At 38.9% G+C, this 17,040-nt stretch carries 20 protein-coding genes; 5 read left to right on the top strand and 15 right to left on the bottom strand.

Going from position 1 to position 17,040, the window contains the following annotated elements; genetic code table 11:
• The first annotated feature begins 106 nt into the window (after positions 1-106).
• The 4 genes from rpmF (at position 107) to cadX (ending at position 1,697) form a co-directional block, all read left to right on the top strand.
• Complete coding sequence (gene rpmF / locus NQZ91_06535; GenBank protein ID UUM57061.1) at positions 107-289, top strand: 50S ribosomal protein L32; 183 nt, start codon at positions 107-109, stop codon at positions 287-289.
• Between the two features lie 15 nt (positions 290-304).
• Positions 305-454, top strand: coding sequence for a 50S ribosomal protein L33 (gene rpmG / locus NQZ91_06540; protein UUM57062.1), 150 nt, complete (start codon positions 305-307; stop codon positions 452-454).
• Positions 455-732: 278 nt separating this feature from the next.
• Complete coding sequence (locus tag NQZ91_06545) at positions 733-1,347, top strand: CadD family cadmium resistance transporter (GenBank protein UUM57063.1); 615 nt, start codon at positions 733-735, stop codon at positions 1,345-1,347.
• Between the two features lie 11 nt (positions 1,348-1,358).
• The gene (cadX, locus tag NQZ91_06550; GenBank protein UUM57064.1) at positions 1,359-1,697 is read left to right on the top strand and encodes a Cd(II)/Zn(II)-sensing metalloregulatory transcriptional regulator CadX; all 339 of its coding nucleotides are present in this window, start codon (positions 1,359-1,361) and stop codon (positions 1,695-1,697) included.
• Between the two features lie 326 nt (positions 1,698-2,023).
• Here the strand turns inward: cadX and NQZ91_06555 are convergent, their stop codons facing one another.
• From NQZ91_06555 to NQZ91_06625, 15 genes are all read right to left on the bottom strand, one after another.
• The gene (locus NQZ91_06555) at positions 2,024-2,863 is read right to left on the bottom strand and encodes a metallophosphoesterase (GenBank protein ID UUM57065.1); all 840 of its coding nucleotides are present in this window, start codon (positions 2,861-2,863) and stop codon (positions 2,024-2,026) included.
• Positions 2,864-2,914: 51 nt separating this feature from the next.
• Entirely contained in the window at positions 2,915-3,808 is an 894-nt protein-coding gene (locus NQZ91_06560) for an aldose 1-epimerase family protein (protein ID UUM57066.1), read from the bottom strand.
• A 64-nt stretch (positions 3,809-3,872) separates the two neighbouring features.
• On the bottom strand, positions 3,873-5,279 hold the full coding sequence (gene lacG / locus NQZ91_06565) for a 6-phospho-beta-galactosidase (GenBank protein ID UUM57067.1): 1,407 nt from the start codon (positions 5,277-5,279) through the stop codon (positions 3,873-3,875).
• A gap of 234 nt (positions 5,280-5,513) precedes the next feature.
• Entirely contained in the window at positions 5,514-7,193 is a 1,680-nt protein-coding gene (locus NQZ91_06570) for a lactose-specific PTS transporter subunit EIIC (GenBank protein UUM57068.1), read from the bottom strand.
• A complete protein-coding gene (locus NQZ91_06575; GenBank protein ID UUM57069.1) occupies positions 7,193-7,510 on the bottom strand; it encodes a PTS lactose/cellobiose transporter subunit IIA in 318 nt (105 codons plus the stop codon). The genes NQZ91_06570 and NQZ91_06575 overlap by 1 nt, the downstream gene beginning before the upstream one ends.
• Before the next feature lie 31 nt (positions 7,511-7,541).
• Positions 7,542-8,375: a PRD domain-containing protein gene (locus tag NQZ91_06580; protein UUM57070.1), complete on the bottom strand. Its 834-nt coding sequence runs from the start codon at positions 8,373-8,375 to the stop codon at positions 7,542-7,544.
• A gap of 189 nt (positions 8,376-8,564) precedes the next feature.
• Positions 8,565-9,542, bottom strand: a complete 978-nt coding sequence (gene lacD, locus NQZ91_06585; protein UUM57071.1) for a tagatose-bisphosphate aldolase — start codon at positions 9,540-9,542, stop codon at positions 8,565-8,567.
• 1 nt (position 9,543) lies between these two features.
• On the bottom strand, positions 9,544-10,476 hold the full coding sequence (locus tag NQZ91_06590) for a tagatose-6-phosphate kinase (GenBank protein ID UUM57072.1): 933 nt from the start codon (positions 10,474-10,476) through the stop codon (positions 9,544-9,546).
• 9 nt (positions 10,477-10,485) lie between these two features.
• A complete protein-coding gene (lacB, locus tag NQZ91_06595) occupies positions 10,486-11,001 on the bottom strand; it encodes a galactose-6-phosphate isomerase subunit LacB (protein ID UUM57073.1) in 516 nt (171 codons plus the stop codon).
• Between the two features lie 26 nt (positions 11,002-11,027).
• On the bottom strand, positions 11,028-11,450 hold the full coding sequence (lacA, locus tag NQZ91_06600) for a galactose-6-phosphate isomerase subunit LacA (GenBank protein UUM57074.1): 423 nt from the start codon (positions 11,448-11,450) through the stop codon (positions 11,028-11,030).
• Between the two features lie 206 nt (positions 11,451-11,656).
• The gene (locus NQZ91_06605) at positions 11,657-12,424 is read right to left on the bottom strand and encodes a DeoR/GlpR family DNA-binding transcription regulator (protein UUM57075.1); all 768 of its coding nucleotides are present in this window, start codon (positions 12,422-12,424) and stop codon (positions 11,657-11,659) included.
• Between the two features lie 280 nt (positions 12,425-12,704).
• The gene (locus NQZ91_06610) at positions 12,705-13,481 is read right to left on the bottom strand and encodes a zeta toxin family protein (protein UUM57076.1); all 777 of its coding nucleotides are present in this window, start codon (positions 13,479-13,481) and stop codon (positions 12,705-12,707) included.
• Entirely contained in the window at positions 13,481-13,957 is a 477-nt protein-coding gene (locus tag NQZ91_06615; protein ID UUM57077.1) for a helix-turn-helix domain-containing protein, read from the bottom strand. Before NQZ91_06615 ends, NQZ91_06610 begins: the two co-directional genes overlap by 1 nt.
• A gap of 115 nt (positions 13,958-14,072) precedes the next feature.
• Complete coding sequence (locus tag NQZ91_06620) at positions 14,073-15,269, bottom strand: iron-containing alcohol dehydrogenase (protein ID UUM58832.1); 1,197 nt, start codon at positions 15,267-15,269, stop codon at positions 14,073-14,075.
• 137 nt (positions 15,270-15,406) lie between these two features.
• Positions 15,407-15,997 carry a CHAP domain-containing protein gene (locus NQZ91_06625; GenBank protein ID UUM57078.1) on the bottom strand — a complete coding sequence of 197 codons (591 nt, stop codon included), beginning with the start codon at positions 15,995-15,997 and terminating at the stop codon, positions 15,407-15,409.
• 218 nt (positions 15,998-16,215) lie between these two features.
• On the opposite strand from NQZ91_06625, the gene NQZ91_06630 reads away from it, so the two are divergent.
• Positions 16,216-16,980 (top strand): alpha/beta hydrolase, encoded by a 765-nt coding sequence (locus NQZ91_06630; GenBank protein ID UUM57079.1) that lies wholly within the window; start codon positions 16,216-16,218, stop codon positions 16,978-16,980.
• Positions 16,981-17,040: the final 60 nt, after the last annotated feature.

Here is a 17,040-nt window from a genome sequence, read left to right on the forward strand (position 1 = left end):
TACTTTACAAAAAAGTTTTGATATACTGTTAAAGTTGGCGAAAGTCATACGCACTATTTTAGATTATAAGGGGCTAAGCCCTGATATTTAATGGAGGAAGAAAGAAATGGCAGTACCTGCACGTCGCACTTCAAAAGCGAAGAAAAACAAACGTCGTACTCACTATAAAGTAGCAGCTCCAACTGTGAAATTTGATGAAACCACTGGAGATTACTCACGTTCTCACCGTGTATCTTTGAAAGGATACTACAAAGGACGTAAAATCGCTAAAGCTGCTTCAGCTGAATAATAGAAGGGAGATACCATGCGCGTAAATATTACACTTGAACACAAAGAATCTGGTGAGCGTTTGTACCTTACTTCAAAAAACAAACGTAACACTCCAGACCGTCTTCAATTGAAAAAATACTCACCAAAATTGCGTAAGCACGTGATTTTTACTGAAGTTAAGTAAGAGGTTCACTACACGTCATTAGACGTCAAAACATTGATTTAAAGCGATTTTTGAATTTTTGAAGTTCACTACATTGCAGTATAAATCAATAAGAACTCTACCTTCTTAGATGAATATATCATTTGATATTGAAGTTAAGCCCTGCTATCATTTCGATGGCAGGGCTTTTTAATATTTGGTACACTAACTTCTTATCTATATTTTGGTGGATTTTAAGTTGACATCTACAAAGTTTAATGTTAAAATTCATTCAAAAATATATTTGAATGAGGTGTTTAATGATTCAAAATGTTGTTACTTCAATAATCCTGTATTCTGGGACAGCCGTAGACTTACTTATTATCCTAATGTTATTTTTTGCCAAAAGAAAAAGCAGAAAAGACATCATTAACATCTATTTAGGACAATTTCTAGGCTCTGTTAGTCTAATATTGCTAAGTTTGCTTTTTGCATTTGTCTTAGATTATATTCCTAGTAAAGAGATTTTAGGTTTGCTCGGTTTGATTCCAATTTTCCTAGGCCTCAAAGTTTTGCTTTTAGGAGATTCTGATGGAGAAGCTATTGCCAAAGAAGGTTTGAGCAAAGATAATAAAAACCTGATTTTTCTAGTCGCTATGATTACTTTTGCAAGTTGTGGTGCTGACAATATTGGTGTCTTTGTCCCATATTTTACTACCTTAAATTTAGCGAATTTGATAGTGACTTTACTTACTTTTCTAGTCATGATTTATCTCTTGGTTTTTTCTGCCCAAAAATTGGCACAAGTCCCTTCTGTTGGAGAAACTTTGGAAAAATATAGCAGATGGTTTATTGCCGTTGTTTATTTAGGATTGGGGATATATATCCTGATTGAAAACAACAGTTTTGACATGCTATGGACTGTGTTAGGCTAGGAGAAAATATTTTGAAAAAAGATAGTATCTGCCAAGTGAATGTTATAAATCAACAAAATGTTACAACCGCAACGAACTACCTTGAAAAGGAAAAAGTCCAAAAATCACTTCGCATTTTATCAAAGTTTACCGATAATAAACAGATAAATATCATCTTTTATCTCCTTGCTGTTGAAGAACTCTGTGTCTGCGATATAGCCTGTTTACTAAATCTCAGTATGGCATCTGCCTCCCACCATCTTCGTAAACTAGCCAATCAAAACATCTTGGACACTAGAAGAGAGGGGAAAATTATATATTATTTTATAAAAGATGAGGAAATTAGAGATTTTTTTAATCAACTAGGATAACAATGGATACTTACGCTGAATTAGCACCTCAACGAATGTTAGAAGCTGTGGGTATTTATCTTGATCAGATTGCTGAACTAACGCAATAACTACTCTACCATTCACTCTACCTTTTGCTAAGGAATATTACAAAAACGTTGATATATAAACGTTTCTAACAGCTAAAATAGACAATACTTAATCTTTACTGATGTGAAATAGGGATTCACTACACGTCAATAGACGGTAGAAACCTTGATTTTAAGCGATTTTTGATCGGATAAGTAATAAAACCCACTGGCTAATTAAAAGTCAGTGGGTTTTTGAGTGATTAGAAAGAAGTGAAGTTACGGATTAACAAGATCTACAATGATAATTTCTGGGCGATTAAAGAATCTTGGTACTCGTGTAGATTCTTTAGCCAGACCCCTGCTTACAATAAAATACGAATTTTCAACTTCATATAAACCACCTGCATATTTCGGAAGAAAACCTTGATTAGGCGCAAATACACCATTAACCAAATAAGGCACCCTCCATTGTCCTCCATGCGCATGACCAGATAACACTAAATCAAATCCATACTTTTGATAAGTATCAATTAGTTCTGGTCGGTGTGCTAGTAAAACTTGGAAGTCAGTGCTTATTTGCCTCCTTTTTATGTCTTCAAGTTGGTCTAGCAAATTCTCACTAGTATCATACTTTTGAAAATATTCAGGATCATCAATGCCTGAAATAGTGATGGACTGCCCCCTTACATCAACTCTACTACTATTTCCAGATAATACAACCACATTCTGTTGTCTCAGATGTTCCAGCATCTGATCATATCGATTACTCCATATTTCATGATTACCTGACACATAGTAAGTATGATTAAATTTTACTAGCCCGCTTAACAATTCTAGAGTTTTTCTGTCAGAAAGTTCATCATCAAAAATATCTCCACCTAATAAAATGATATCTGGCTTTTCTTTCTCTAATGTTTCCAAGATTTGTATCTGATTTTTACCGTAATTTGATGAGTGTAAATCAGTAACTAGAGCAAGTCTGATTGGCTGAGATATTTTGGGACTAACAAGCCTGTAATGAGTTACTTGAAGCCGACTGTCAAAACCTAAAGCAAGAAAAATTAGGATACAAATAAAAACAAAGCATCGTGGCTTAATATTTTTTAGTTTTTTCATTATTCGAACTATTTTAGCAAATTTCTGTAACGAACAAACATTTTCAAAAGGTTACTCAATAATAATATCAAAATATTTTGTATCAACCTCTTTTGGAGCGACATAACTAATATTTCGTTTGGCATTGAATATGTCAGATTCTTCCAATGAAGTAGAGAGTCCGCTCCATGGTTCTAATGCGATAAAGGGACTCTGATTTGTAGTTGACCAAATCACTAAATATGGAAAATCATCAAATGCAATCGAAAGTTTCTTCTGATGATTTTTTGATTTCAAGGTTACCTTTCGTGATGCTAATTGATCCAATGTTATAGCGTCATGCTCAAACAGTTTATAGGACAAGTCCAAGGTCTTTTGATTTTCCAAGAATGGCCGGCGGTCTCGCAGATCAAGTAAGCCAGTTTCTGGAAAACTTCTAGGTACTGTACAAGATTCTACTTTTTCAAATTCTAAATAATAATCTTCATAACTCTCACCATCCAACAAAGGACAATTAAAACCTGGATGACCCCCAATAAAGTATGGTAGCTTTCTATGTCCTTCAAGATTTTTAACCCGATATTCAGTTCGGATTGTATTGCCAAGTAGTGAGTAGTTAATGGAAAGTTCAAATTCAAAAGGGTAATTTTTTACGGTTTCTTCGTTTGATGAAATAGAAAATTCTAAAGAGTTTTCAGTACTATTTACATTTTTGAACATCATTTTTCGTACAAGTCCATGCCTTGGAATTGTGCCTGTAAATGTCGGTCTTTCTGCAGGTTCATAGATAGCCCAATCATTTCGTAAACTTCCACAAATTGGAAATAGAACTGGTGCTTGACCGCTCCAATAGGTCGGATCCCCTTGCCAAAGATACTCGATACCATCCTTGTCTTTAATGGAAATAATTTGCCCACCTAATTCAGAAAATTGTACTGTTAAGTTCTCATTTTTTAATTCGAGCATAAAAACTGCCTCCCTTATATGAAAACAAGGATGCTAACTTGAGCTAGGCATCCTTGTATTATTTTTATTCAATAATCTGTGTTTCTGCTACTTTTTTATACCAATAAGCACTTTTCTTTGGATAGCGTTCTTGGGTTTCAAAGTCAACATAGAACAGTCCATATCGTTTCTCATATCCATTTGACCAAGAAAATACATCCATCAAGGACCAGATGAAATACCCTTTAACATTGGCACCATCTGAGATAGCATCTGCAATCACTTCTAAATGCTTTTTCACGTAATCAATTCGACCATCGTCATAGACTGTACCATCTACAAATTCATCTTTATAACCGAGACCATTTTCAGTGATGTAGATTTTCTTATAGTTTGGATAGTCATTTTTCACACGCATGATTTGATCATAAAGACCTTGCGGATAGATAATCCAATCCCAGTCCGTTTTTGGAATATCAACTGGGGACTCTCTACGACCAACTCCTTTGATTTGATACTTAGAACTTCCCTTTTCACCTTTACCATTATGGATGATTTCCGTTTCTCCATCATGAGCTCTCATCCAATCACTCATATAGTAATTGATGCCCAAGAAGTCGTTCAAATCTTTTGCAGCATCTAAGGCAGCGAAGTCTTCATCACGAAGGTCTAATTCCCCACCATTTACTTTCAGAATATGGCGAACACCTTCAAGAGTCTTTTCAGAATAGTAACCCAAGTATGTTGCATCGAGGATAAATTTATTATGAATAATATCTTCTAGTTCCGCTGCACGAATATCGTCAGGATTGGTTGGATCATAAGGATATTTCGTTGGCAATGCGTGTACAACACCAATTTCTCCACTATAACCAGCATCCTTGTAGAGCTTAACTGCCTTGGCATGTGAAACCATCATATTATGATGGGATTGGAATACTTTAGACAAGTCATACTGAATCCCTGGCGGGAACTTCCCAACTAGATATTGCCCATCACCAATTGGACCGATTTCATTAAAGGTTGTCCAGTAATTAACTTCGGGGAATTCTTTGAAGCAAAACGCTGCGTAATTGACGAAGTGCTCAATATTTTCTCGATTTAGAAAGTCACCATTAGAATGTAGCGTTTCTGGTGTATCAAAATGGTGAAGCGTTACAAATGGTTCTACATGACGTTTATGGCATTCCGCAAATAATTTATGGTAATACTCTACTCCCTTTGGATTCACTTCTCCAAAGCCTGTTGGGAAGATACGAGACCACGCAATCGAAATGCGAATGCCATTTACACCAAATTGTTCACTTAGTTCTAAATCAACTGGATAACGATTATAAAAATCAGAAGCCGGTTCCGCAGTGTACCAGTAATTATCTTCTAGATACTTGTCCCATGCAACACGACCTTTTCCATCTGTCTGTGTAGCACCCTCTGCTTGATATGCAGCAGTTGCTCCACCAAATATAAAATCTTTCGGTAATGTTTTAACCATATGCCTACCTTCTTCTATCAAAAATAAATAAAGGGGTAGGAGTTGGAGATGATAACTCCCTCCCCTTTGGATTCAGAACCTGCATTCACAAGTGAAGCGCTTGTATATAAGAGATAGTTTTTCGCTAATCAAGGCAGTTTTTTGAGGGAATACTGACTGTATTTTGAAAAAAACTAACGATGAGTAGCTGAAAAACTAGCCTTAGATGGGAGTGCTGAACTGTGAATACAGGTTCTAGAACTGTTGTTTGACAAAGTCAAGAGCACCTTGACCATCACGAGTGAGTTTAATGTATTGAGCCCCTTCAGTTTTGGCAAGTTTAATGCCCAATGCATCAGTTTCTTGTTTTATATCATCGTAGTTCGATGCTACTTGAGGTGCAAGGATGACTAATTGATATTCTGGTAAAATCTCACGGTGAGCACCATAGCTTCCTGCTGTTGCTGTGACTGGAACACCATATTCTTTTGCAGCTTTAGTTAACGCGTTGGCAAGCAATCCACTTGTACCACCTCCTGCACAAAGTACCAGAACGTTGGTTTGTTCAGAAATTTCGGTATCGACTGCTGCTTTTTCAAGAATAGCATCTGCTTTGGCAGTATTGAAGTTAGCTGCCACTTTCTCTTTCAAGCTATTTTCAACTTTCCCTGATTGTTCTTCAGCAAGAATTTGCTCATCGTAAACTTTCAAGAATGGATAATAGATAAGTACATCGACAAATACCAACAAGATAGCTAGTGCAAAGGCAAGTGGAGCAAAGTTTGTTCCCATGACAATCCCCAACGGACCTGGAGTTGTCCATGGTAAGTTGACGCTGAAACTGTTCATTTTTAGCGTATCAACAAAGAATTTGAAAATCCATACGTTAGCAATTGGAGCTAAAATAAATGGAACAAAGAATACAGGGTTGAGTACGAGTGGTGCACCAAACAAGATTGGTTCGTTTACACCAAAGAAGGTTGGAACAACTGAAGCACGTCCAATTGCTTTGTTTCGTTTAGACTTAGTCAACCACATAAACATGAATGGCACAACCAAGGTAGCACCTGTACCACCCATTGTCACGATAAACATTTGAGTACCTGAAGTCAGGATTTTATCCGCGTGTTGACCCGCCTGTAAAAGTTGGAAGTTGGTTTCAATATTGGCATAGGTAATGGCTGCAATTGCTGGTTCAACAATTGATGGACCATGAATCCCGACAAACCAGAACAAGGCATAGGCACCAAAGATAATGGTAATACCAACATAACCATCTGCTGCTGTAAATAGAGGCTCAAATAATTTCAGAATTGCCTCAGCGACGTTTGTTCCAAGGATTTGACGTGTCACAAGATCAATTCCATACAAAACAAAGATAGACAATGCATATGGAATCACATCTTTAAATGCCTGGGATACGTTCGGTGGAACTTCGTCTGGCATACGAATGGTGACATTGTTTTTCACACAGACCTTATAGATATTAACCGTAATGAAGGCTGCCAGAAAGGCTGTCAAAAGTCCCTTAGTTCCCATGTAGCCATTGGCAAATCCACCTTCAATACCATCAGAAGCCAGTAATAAGAAACCTGAAATTGAAGCAATCATGGTTGAAATGAAGTTGATTTGATTGGTTTTTGGCAATTGACGGTTAAATGCATCTGTCAAAGATTTTGCGGTCGTTCCTGCAACTAAGACAGCTACAATACCCATTGTATAACCGTAAGGTTTCATGATAGCTGCAACTGCTTCATCTGACCAAGTAAAACCAAAGATATTAGGCACGAAAGCTACCAATAGAAAGATACTTGAGAACAAGATAACTGGCATGGCAGCGATAAAACCATCACGGATAGCCCTTAAATAAGGGTTTCTCGAAATCTTTTCAAAGAAAGGCTTCCCTTTCTCAATGAATTCAATCAATTTATTCATTATTTATCACCTCGTTTGTAAAGTTCAATCATATGACTCATCATATCTTTCAATAATAATGTTGTCATGAGATGGTCTTGACCATGCATGAGCGTCACACTAAAGGCTAAATCCTCACCAGCCGCTTCTTTTTGCAACAAGCTAGTCTGAGCATGGTGGGCTTCAACAATACAAGCATTGGCAGCTTCAACTAGTTCTTCTGCTTTTGCATAGTCGCCTTTTTGAGCAGCAGACAGTGCCTCCATCAAACGAGAACGAGCATCACCAGCGAATGCAACAATCTCAAAACCTAATAAAGTAATTTCTTCTCTGTTCATAATATGAACCTCCTTTTAAAATTGAATTGATTTACAATAACCGTTGAATATGTAATACAATATAGAACCTTTCACTATCATTTACTGGCTCATCAACCAATGATGTAATCATCTCAAAAATCTGACTTCCAACCTGATGGGCTCTTGGATTCTGGAGCTTGATGTACTGTTCCAAACTAGCAATTGATTCATTTGACTGATGGGATCTATCTAAGTAATTCAGAAAATAGGACAAATGAATCATAAAGCGATCATAAAAATTACTATTTTCTTTTGTGCGTTTAATCCCATTCTCTATCAAAATTTGTTCAACCTCAGCAATAATTTTCTTACTGATGTCATGTTCTTCACTAGTGGGATGAATTGTTTCACCCTTTGCATTGATTAAGTGAAGTGCAATTTTACCAATCTCATCATTTGGAAAATCATTTAGCAATTTTTCTCGAAACATAGCTAAGGCTTCACGCGCCATTTTATATTCCAATGGATATTCGGCTGAAATATTGGGTAGCCTACTTTCTTGATAACTATTCTTTAAAACCGCCTGATATGCACAATAGATATGATCTGTCAATGTCACATATAGATATTCTTGTACAGGGTAATGATAAGTTTCTACCAGATGATTAATAACCGTGTAGGTTGCCGAAATAAAATCTAAGGGAATATCTTTTAATAAGGTTAGAAAATTTTCTTTGGCCTCATCATTTTTTAGCGAAAAGATATTTTCTATCTTGTCCTTAACAATTAAATCCCCTTTTTTCTTTTGAAAGGTTATACCTAATCCCATCACGACTGCCTGTTCCCCATGTTCATTTTTCACCAGGGCAGCGTTATTATTTAGTGACTGTATAATCCTAAACATATATCCCTCCTATATTTTTAAGCAAAAAAAGACTACAAACAAACCGAGAATATCCTACTCTCAAATCCATTTGTAGTCTTGCCTAATCGAATTAGTTACAATCCACTCTATTCTTACTGATGAGATTATTATAGCATATTCTCAGAAAATGTAAACCCTTTCTTTTAAGAAAATGGTTATTTTTTTCAATTATTTTTCTAGCCAAGAAGTTGCTGTTTGAGACAAGACTGCATCAAGTCCCTCGATATTTTCACGACCAACAGTTCGTAACCATTCACGCGCAGCTTCTTCACCATGTTCAATATAGACTGGCACAACACCCGCCCACGTCGCACGACCGCAGAGAACACCGTTAAATTTAGCACCTGCTTCATGTGCAAACACTAGTGTATCTTGGAAAAGCTTAGCAGAAACACCTGCACTTAGATAAATGTATGGCAAATGAGTTGATGCTTCTTGTTGACGGAAATATTCAGCTGCTTCTTCTTTTGTATAGACGACTTCCCCTGTTCCAAAGCCTTCTACAAAATTCATGTTCACAGGTACTTCTACCTTGAGAACATCCACTCCAAAGCGTTCATTCGAAAATACTTTCATAGCCTCATTTACTTTTCGAGGTTTGACTTTTGCAAATTCCACACTGGCATTGTCTTCAATCGTTTCATCGTAGCTCAAAATTTCCAAGAAGAATGGTAAACCTTCAGCCTGACATTCTGAACCTAAGCGTTCAATATAGGCATGTTTTTGAAGGTTGACATATTGGTCTCCATCAACATCATAATAGAGTAAGAACTTGATAGCATCTGCCCCTTCTTCTTTTAGTCGTTTTACAGACCACTCTACTAGGCAATCTGGTAAGCGACTAGTAGAGCTGGTATCATAGCCAGTTTTTTCATAAGCTAGGAGCAAACCACACTGTTCGTCACGGGCGCGTGATGCTGGCAAACCAAATTCAGGATCTAACAGAATTGAGGAAGAAAATTGTGTTAATTCCTCTGAAACTAGTTTCTTTAGTTCTTCCATCTGCTCCACAGTAGGTTCTTCTGTCTGATGTTTTGCCATCATTTTTTTCAGGGCTCCACGTTGGTCAAAAGCTAAGGCTGAAATAATACCTGCTTCATTGCTTACTTTTTCCATGTATTTTCTTTTATCTGCTGTTACTACCATATTATACCTCTTCGACTTCGATTTGAGAATACAACGATTCTGCATTTTCTAAATTGACGTAACCCGTCTGTTCTTCCTGGGCATTTAGCATGCCTAAAACATTAGCCTTTTTTAGTAATTCTGTATCAGGTAAGGCATGTACCAAACTAGCTGCAATACCTGCAACTGTTGAATCTCCTGATCCTACTGGATTGACGACTTTGATTTTTGGAATTCTGACACGATAGAACTTGTCATTGTGCTTGGCAAAAGCCCCCTGTGCCCCTAATGAGACGACTATCCACTCAATTCCTTGAAAAAGTTGACCAGACAAAACTGATTTCAACTCTTGAATATCATCAGTAACTTCTTTACCAATCAGTTGTGATAACTCTTCTGTATTCGGCTTAATAACTGTCGGCTTCTGCTGGCTTTCTAAAACGTTTTTCAGCGCCTCACCAGAACAATCCAAAACAACAGCTATGCCAAATTTTTTACAAAGTTCTACAATCTCAACATAATAATTGCTAGCAAGTCCTTTAGGCAAACTTCCTGAAATGACAACTACATCTACATTATTCAGAATGATTTCAAGATGTTCTATAAAATTCAAGGCTTCATGTTCTTGAATAGTTGGTCCTTGTTCTAAAATCTCCGTCTGTTTGCCATCATGAAGAACCGCAATACAGTTACGTGTTTCGCTCCCAATTTCCACAAAGGAATTTTTAATATCCTTTCGAGTGAGTTGTTTCTTTACATAACTTCCAATCTCACCGCCAATAAAGCCTGTTGCTACAACATCTTCACCGATTTGTTTCAAAACTCGTGTGACATTGAGCCCCTTGCCTCCAGCTGTTTTTTGAACTTTTTCTACTCGATTGACCGTATCCAAATGAAAAGTATCCAATTGATAGGCAATATCAACTGACGGATTTAAAGTGATTGTCAAAATCATGTGAGCCTCCTAGTCGTGGTATTCTCCACGATCCCACTTTTCAAGAAATTCAGTAAAGAACTCTGGATTAGCCTGCTCTTGATTGAGCGTTTCAACTGCAGCAATCTTTTCGATTAAACGTTTGTTTGCTTCAGTTGGTTTGTATTCTGCTTTAATGAAGGCTTCAATGATGTCGCACATGAGCAACTCACCTGTAATCTTTCCTCCAAAACCAATGACGTTGGCGTTTAACTCTTCTTTTGCATAGAGTGCAGAGGTCATATCACGAACCAGGGCTGATCGAACGCCAGGTACCTTGTTTACAGCATTGTTGATTCCAACACCTGTTCCACAAATACAAATTCCCAAATCTGCTTGTCCGCTTGCAACAGCTTCACCAACTTTTTTACCAAAGATTGGGTAATGAGTGCGAACATTGTCATAAGTCCCAAAGTCCAATACTTCATATCCTTGATTTTTCAAATAATCTACCACAGCGATTTTTTCATAGGTTACAATGTGGTCACAACCGATTGCAATTTTCATCTCTTATTCTCCTTTGTTTACAACAATTAGCACATTTTATTTAGCATATCGACACGGATTTGGTGACGACCGCCATCATACTCACCTTCAACAAATCCTTTAACGATATTTTTGGCAATTCCTTCTCCTACAATCTCACTACCGATTGTAATAATACGCGAATTGTTGTGTCCTCTTGTCATATAGGCAGAACGTTCGTCTGAAACTTCTGCAGCGATCATGCCTTTGACTTTAGTTGCGGTCATAAATGGACCAACACCATAAGCATCAATCACAATACCAAGATTTCCTTCCTCTTGATTGACTGCTGCGACTACTGCCAAAGTTGTATCAACAAAATCACTTCCATCACTGACATCTTTAAAGTCATATGATTTTTCTTGTAAATAATCTTTAATAACGTCTTTTAGTTTTGAGCCCGCTGGATCAGCACCGATAATGATTGTCATAACCTATCTCCTAACAAAAATAGAAAGTTGTAGCCATATGTGGCAGAAAATCTTTGTTTTGCAAAACTTAGAAAAAGCGTTTTCGCTTTTTATGTTTAAATTATACAACCAAACAAACATAAAGTCAACATATTTTGTTTTATTTTTGTTTATCTTTTTCGTATGCAAACAAAAAAACCAACATTTCACTGTTGGTTTTGATAACTTTATGATTTTGTAGTGATAATTTCGATGCGCTTACTTAATAATTGGTAATTTTCATCCTTTGCAGTCATATCAGTCACTAGAGCAGTTATATCATTCAAATCACAAAAGGAAGTAAAATCATCTTTTCCAATTTTCGAGGCATCCAGCAGTAGATATTTTTCTAAAGAATGTTTAATGGCAATATTTTGCGTATAGGCTTCCGCTAGGGTGGAGGTCATGACATCAGTTCCCTTAAGTCCGTTACCTGAAAAGAAAATTTTGCTGAATCGCATTTTTTCTAAACTTGTATTGGTAATTTCTCCTACAAAAGATTCTGTCACTTGACGATATTCTCCCCCCAAGAGAAAGACTTGAAACTCCTCGGTCTTCTTTTGAGATAGGATGGTAAAAACAGGCATACAGTTTGTGATGACCGTTAGGCGAGGATTTTTAATGGCTTCAGCCAGAAAGGCCACTGTTGTTCCTGGGCCTAAGAACACCGTGTCTCCATCTTCTATCAGTTGTGCAGCCCTTTCCGCTATCTCTTGCTTGGCTTCCTTATTCTGAATGTGTTTCTCAGAATGGGAATATTCCCGATATTGAAAAGCCTTATTACTTCTAGCACCGCCGTGAATTTTTGTTAAGACACCTTGCTCTTCCAATTCAATAAAATCACGTCGAACAGTCATATCAGTAACATTTAGCAATTCAACAATCTCAGAAATTCGAACTGTGCCTTTTTTGTTTACCAATCGTGTAATTTCTTCTAGTCGTTCTCGTTTATTCATGTTTAATCCTTTGTTGTTTTTTTACATTATATCAAAAATAAGAAAGAATATGTTGGAATTTTGAACATTTGTTCTAGGTGAATTGAAGCTTCTTATCAAAATCTCCGTTCAGAATTTTTTTACATCATTAAGATAGAGCCCAGCCATTCTTTGATAAAGGTTACTATTGATTAACAATTGATACATAGGGATTACCCGTTTTAGAAGCACCAACTATCTTTACTTTTAAAGCTTCGTATAAAGTAATCCTATGTTCTAGAATATAAGATACTGCATATAACTATACATCGTTTCCATTACTTTTACTCATCTCCCTCAACCGTTCCTGTCCAAACTTCATCATCTCCTCCTCTACCTTGCTCCATTTCCCAAAGAGACACTCTTGTAACACTTCTGCTGCAGAATCTTTATCAGTTTTAGAATCATAAATACAAGTCCTATCTCTCTGATAAATTTGAATCTGATCAAAGAATTTCTCACTTTCTAACTCCCTCAAGTTATCAACCAAGTTCTCTACAATCCCATCATGGTGTTCTTTTGGTGTTGCTCTAGCCTGATTGGGATCTATGGCATAAAGCTCTTCGTAACGAATCAAGGTACTGAGATAAGAAAGCTCAGGTTTGGTGCCAATCACTGCTAAGGAAACTTGGTAACCTTTAGAAGATAATAATTGAGCAGTCTGACGAGGAACTTGAGTAGTTCGCAAGGTTCCCTCAATCAGCAAATGATAACCCTGCGTGCTGAGTTCGTCAACCAGATGCTCTACCATTTTTCCTGCAAATTCCTTGGTATAGTCCACGCTGTCCTTGCCATACTTATCTTGCAGGGCTAAGTAATCAGGATGTTGGGAACGATAGCTATCCCCATCGATGATAATGATATTACCTTGAAATTCTTTTTGTTTAATTCGATGAATAGTCGTCTTACCTGCTCCGCTCTGACCTCCAAGAAAAATGGCTCTCGGTTGATTTGGAATCGTCTTTCCACGAGTTAGGGCCCTAATAGTTCGCTGTAAAGCCTTCTGAAACTCAGCTTCACTAAATTCTTCCAACCTCATTAAGCCACCACCCGATGATGCACCATGTCTAACATCCGCTCGATACCGTCTAAATAGCCATTGTAACGCTCAATCTCATCGAAAGTATCGACAAGGTAAATCTTTGTATTGATCAATTCAGCCAAATCATCACTCATCAAAATCCAAGGGTTGGATTCATCATCAAAGGCGATGTCTTGACTATCCTGGTATCTATAAAGCTGTGATAAAATGGCAGCTCCACGTTCTTTTATCACTTCTACTTTTAAAGTCAGTTGGTAATCTTCAACAGGTGTTAGCATCTTATCCTCTCCTACAATATCGACATAAGAGACGTTAAATTTTTGACAAATACGATCGATGAGTTCTGTTGAAACTTTACTAGTTCCATTCTCATAACGACTTAAGCTATTGCGTGAAATACCAACCATTTTCGCAAATTCTGGTTGTGTTAAATCATGTGTCTGGCGTAGTGATTTTATATTTTCTCCGATCATAGCCTTTCCCCCTATTCTTAGTTTTATTGTAACACAAAACGCACCAAATTTGGTGCGTTTTTAATCGATTTTTTTCACAAAATAGCTCTCGTGCTCTTTTTAAACCTACTTAGGCCTAAAACTCCTCCATCTCCACAAAGGAGGCAAGAATAATCTCTTCCACATGGTCCACTGAAAGAGTCACAAAAACATTTCCATCCAAGCGACCATGCAACACAGCCTGCTCGCTCATTTCTCTCACCAAATCTTGGACTGGGATACCTACTTCAGGCAAGGTCATCGGAATTTCCATCTCATTTTTGAAGAAATGGTAGGTTTTCTCAATAGCCTGTCTAGCCAATTCTTCATCTGAACCTTCTGTCAGTCCCCAAACATTGCGGGCATAAGTTGCAAATTTCGCATGTGTCGTCGGATCAGTATCAACACAGAATTTCATCCAGCGCGGTGTCAAGACAGCCAAACCAATACCGTGCGTAATATCATAATAGGCCGACAATTCATGCTCGATAGCATGGCAAGTCCAGCCGCCCGCACGTCCACTAGCAACCAAGCCATTCAAAGCCAGGGTCGAGGTCCAAAGCAAGTTGGCACGCGCCTCATAATTTTCTGGTTCTGCAAGAGCCACCGGACCATGTTTGATGGCCGTCTTCAACAAGCCCTCTGCAATGCTATCCTGAACATCCACTCCAACTGTGCGATTAAAATATTGCTCAAAAAGATGGCTCATCATATCCGCCGTACCAGCTGCCGTCTGCCATTTTGAAACCGTGTAAGTCAAGGTCGGATCTAAGAAAGAGGCCCGCGGAATGAGCTCCCAGCCACCTGTACCCAATTTTTCATTGGTCTCCATATTGGAAATCACAGCCCCACGGTTCATTTCTGTACCAGTTGCCGCCAGCGTCAGAATATCTACAATCGGAACTGCCTGGCCAATCAGGCGAGGATTTTTGACCAAATCCCAGGCATCACCATCGTAATAAGCTGCCGCAGCCATAACCTTACTGGCATCAACGACTGAACCGCCACCGACAGCCAAAAGCATGTCTAGGCTATTTTCGCGAATCAACCTTCCACCTTCACGGACTGAATCTATCCGCGGATTGGGCTCGATACCTGCCAGCTCCACCCACTCAAAATCATTGTCTTTCAGCAAGGCCGTAACCTTATCATAGAGACCAGAGCGTTTGATGGAGCCACCACCGTAGACCAAAAGTACCTTCTTGCCGAATTGTTCCAAGACCTCTGGCAATTCAGCTAAGCGGTCACGTCCGAAACGGATGTCTGTCGGAATCTGTAAACGAAAATTATTCATCATGTCTCCTTTCAACGACGAGAAATGTATAAATTAGTGAAAACGCTACACTCTTAGTATATCATTCTTGGCTCCAAAAATCAGCTGCTGTAGATAGGAAAGCAAAAAGAGGCCAAGACCTCTTTCCTATCCCTTATCTAAGCATCCGCTGGTGGGTAGATATAGCTAACCGTACCTGCCCCGGTAGTCGTCGGGTTAAACCATCCACGGTAGTTTCCAATGGACATATTGCCATTAAAATTCGATTCCATCACCTGAATGGTCCCGTCTGCTGCTACGTCTGTCACATAAGCCACATGTCCATAGCCACCATCTGTCCATACGATAACGGCACCTACCTGAGGAGTTGTCCCAACCGTATAGCCCTGAGCCGCAGCACTTGCTGCCCAATCACCTCCATTGCCCCAATAGTTACCTACCCATGGCGCTAGCTCCTTTACACCCCAGGTACATTGGCCGACTGGATAGGTGTTGGCAGTATAAGTGGTCGTTACAGCGGAACTATAGGTCGTAGAGGCTGTAGAGACCGTCTCCGAAATGACAGCGCTACTGCTATCAGCCACTCCAAATGATTGGTAGATTGGAGCTGGATGTTCTCCCAGATAGCGCGGACCATAGGAATCAAAGGTATCTGCACTAGCCGAGGATTGTCCCAGCATGGCCATACCTGCAACTAAGCTTGCAGCGATTCCCAATTTCAACTTCTTGTTTGCAAAAAATGTATTCATTTCAATACTTCCTTTCTTCTAGAACCTATATACCCAAGCGAAGCACATTTATATAAAAAATAAAGCTGCCGAGCTATAAAGGTGGGTTCAGATATTACCCTATCTATCCTAAGGCAGAAAGCTTGAAGAAGCCTTAAATAAATATGACAACTGTTACAGCTGACTCACAAGCAGATGACAAACATGTTATAATGGAAAAAATGATTGGAGGAAAGTCTATGAAACATATAATCTTGATTCACGGAACCTGGTGCGATGGGGCTGTCTGGGGAGAATTTGCCACAAAATTAGAAAAAATGGGAATCATTGTTCACACGCCTAGCCTGCGCTACCACGACTTACCCTATGAGCAGGTGATGGAAAAGGTTGGTGCCGTCAGCCTGACCGACTACGCTGATGATTTGGTTGCCCTGGTCGAAAGTCTGGAAGAGCCTCCTCTACTACTAGGGCATTCTCTGGGCTGTCTCTTGGCACAAATGGTCGCCGAGCGCACAGAAATCGCCGGCATGATTCTCATGGGACCTGCCCCTACCGCCGACATCTTTGCCCTCTATCCAACCATGATTCGTTGTTTCATCCGCCACTTCCTGCGCTGGGGCTTCTGGAAAAAGCCCATGCCACCATACAAGGATGAGTTTTTCACCTATTGCCTCAACGTCCAGGACCCTAGCCTCAAGGAGGATATCTTCAAGACCCTGGTTCCTGAATCCGGCAAGATTTACACTCAGATGGCCTTTCCTTTCTTTGACAAAAGCAGAGCAGGCTATGTGGATTTCAGCAAGATTTCGGGTCCAGTCCTGGTCATCACGGGCAGCGAAGACAAGATGACCGTATCCGCCATCGCCAGAAAAACAGCTCAGAACTACGCCGAATCAGTGCTCGTGTCCCTAACAGGAGCCGACCACATGTACGAATCCGGCAAATTCCAAGACAAAACCCTCTCTGTTATCCGCGCCTGGTTGACCGAGAAGAATTTCATCTGATTCCCCACACCAATTGCGCTTAGGTTTCTCAAAAATATAGTAGATTATTTGACGGTTTTA

The sequence above is a fragment of the Streptococcus suis genome (assembly GCA_024583055.1).
GTDB lineage: Bacteria > Bacillota > Bacilli > Lactobacillales > Streptococcaceae > Streptococcus > Streptococcus suis_V.

Bases quoted from the DNA above. Each gene is read 5' to 3' on its own strand.
- NQZ91_06615 (UUM57077.1), bottom strand. From the start codon at position 13,957: ATGATCGGAGAAAATATAAAATCACTACGCCAGACACATGATTTAACA.
- NQZ91_06610 (UUM57076.1), bottom strand. From the start codon at position 13,481: ATGAGGTTGGAAGAATTTAGTGAAGCTGAGTTTCAGAAGGCTTTACAG.
- NQZ91_06590 (UUM57072.1), bottom strand. From the start codon at position 10,476: ATGATTTTGACAATCACTTTAAATCCGTCAGTTGATATTGCCTATCAA.
- NQZ91_06620 (UUM58832.1), bottom strand. From the start codon at position 15,269: ATGAATAATTTTCGTTTACAGATTCCGACAGACATCCGTTTCGGACGT.
- lacA (UUM57074.1), bottom strand. From the start codon at position 11,450: ATGACAATCATTATCGGTGCTGATCCAGCGGGCTCAAAACTAAAAGAC.
- NQZ91_06575 (UUM57069.1), bottom strand. From the start codon at position 7,510: ATGAACAGAGAAGAAATTACTTTATTAGGTTTTGAGATTGTTGCATTC.
- NQZ91_06580 (UUM57070.1), bottom strand. From the start codon at position 8,375: ATGTTTAGGATTATACAGTCACTAAATAATAACGCTGCCCTGGTGAAA.
- NQZ91_06605 (UUM57075.1), bottom strand. From the start codon at position 12,424: ATGAATAAACGAGAACGACTAGAAGAAATTACACGATTGGTAAACAAA.
- NQZ91_06555 (UUM57065.1), bottom strand. From the start codon at position 2,863: ATGAAAAAACTAAAAAATATTAAGCCACGATGCTTTGTTTTTATTTGT.
- NQZ91_06630 (UUM57079.1), top strand. From the start codon at position 16,216: ATGAAACATATAATCTTGATTCACGGAACCTGGTGCGATGGGGCTGTC.
- lacG (UUM57067.1), bottom strand. From the start codon at position 5,279: ATGGTTAAAACATTACCGAAAGATTTTATATTTGGTGGAGCAACTGCT.
- rpmG (UUM57062.1), top strand. From the start codon at position 305: ATGCGCGTAAATATTACACTTGAACACAAAGAATCTGGTGAGCGTTTG.
- lacD (UUM57071.1), bottom strand. From the start codon at position 9,542: ATGGTAGTAACAGCAGATAAAAGAAAATACATGGAAAAAGTAAGCAAT.
- NQZ91_06625 (UUM57078.1), bottom strand. From the start codon at position 15,997: ATGAATACATTTTTTGCAAACAAGAAGTTGAAATTGGGAATCGCTGCA.
- rpmF (UUM57061.1), top strand. From the start codon at position 107: ATGGCAGTACCTGCACGTCGCACTTCAAAAGCGAAGAAAAACAAACGT.
- lacB (UUM57073.1), bottom strand. From the start codon at position 11,001: ATGAAAATTGCAATCGGTTGTGACCACATTGTAACCTATGAAAAAATC.
- NQZ91_06570 (UUM57068.1), bottom strand. From the start codon at position 7,193: ATGAATAAATTGATTGAATTCATTGAGAAAGGGAAGCCTTTCTTTGAA.
- NQZ91_06545 (UUM57063.1), top strand. From the start codon at position 733: ATGATTCAAAATGTTGTTACTTCAATAATCCTGTATTCTGGGACAGCC.
- NQZ91_06560 (UUM57066.1), bottom strand. From the start codon at position 3,808: ATGCTCGAATTAAAAAATGAGAACTTAACAGTACAATTTTCTGAATTA.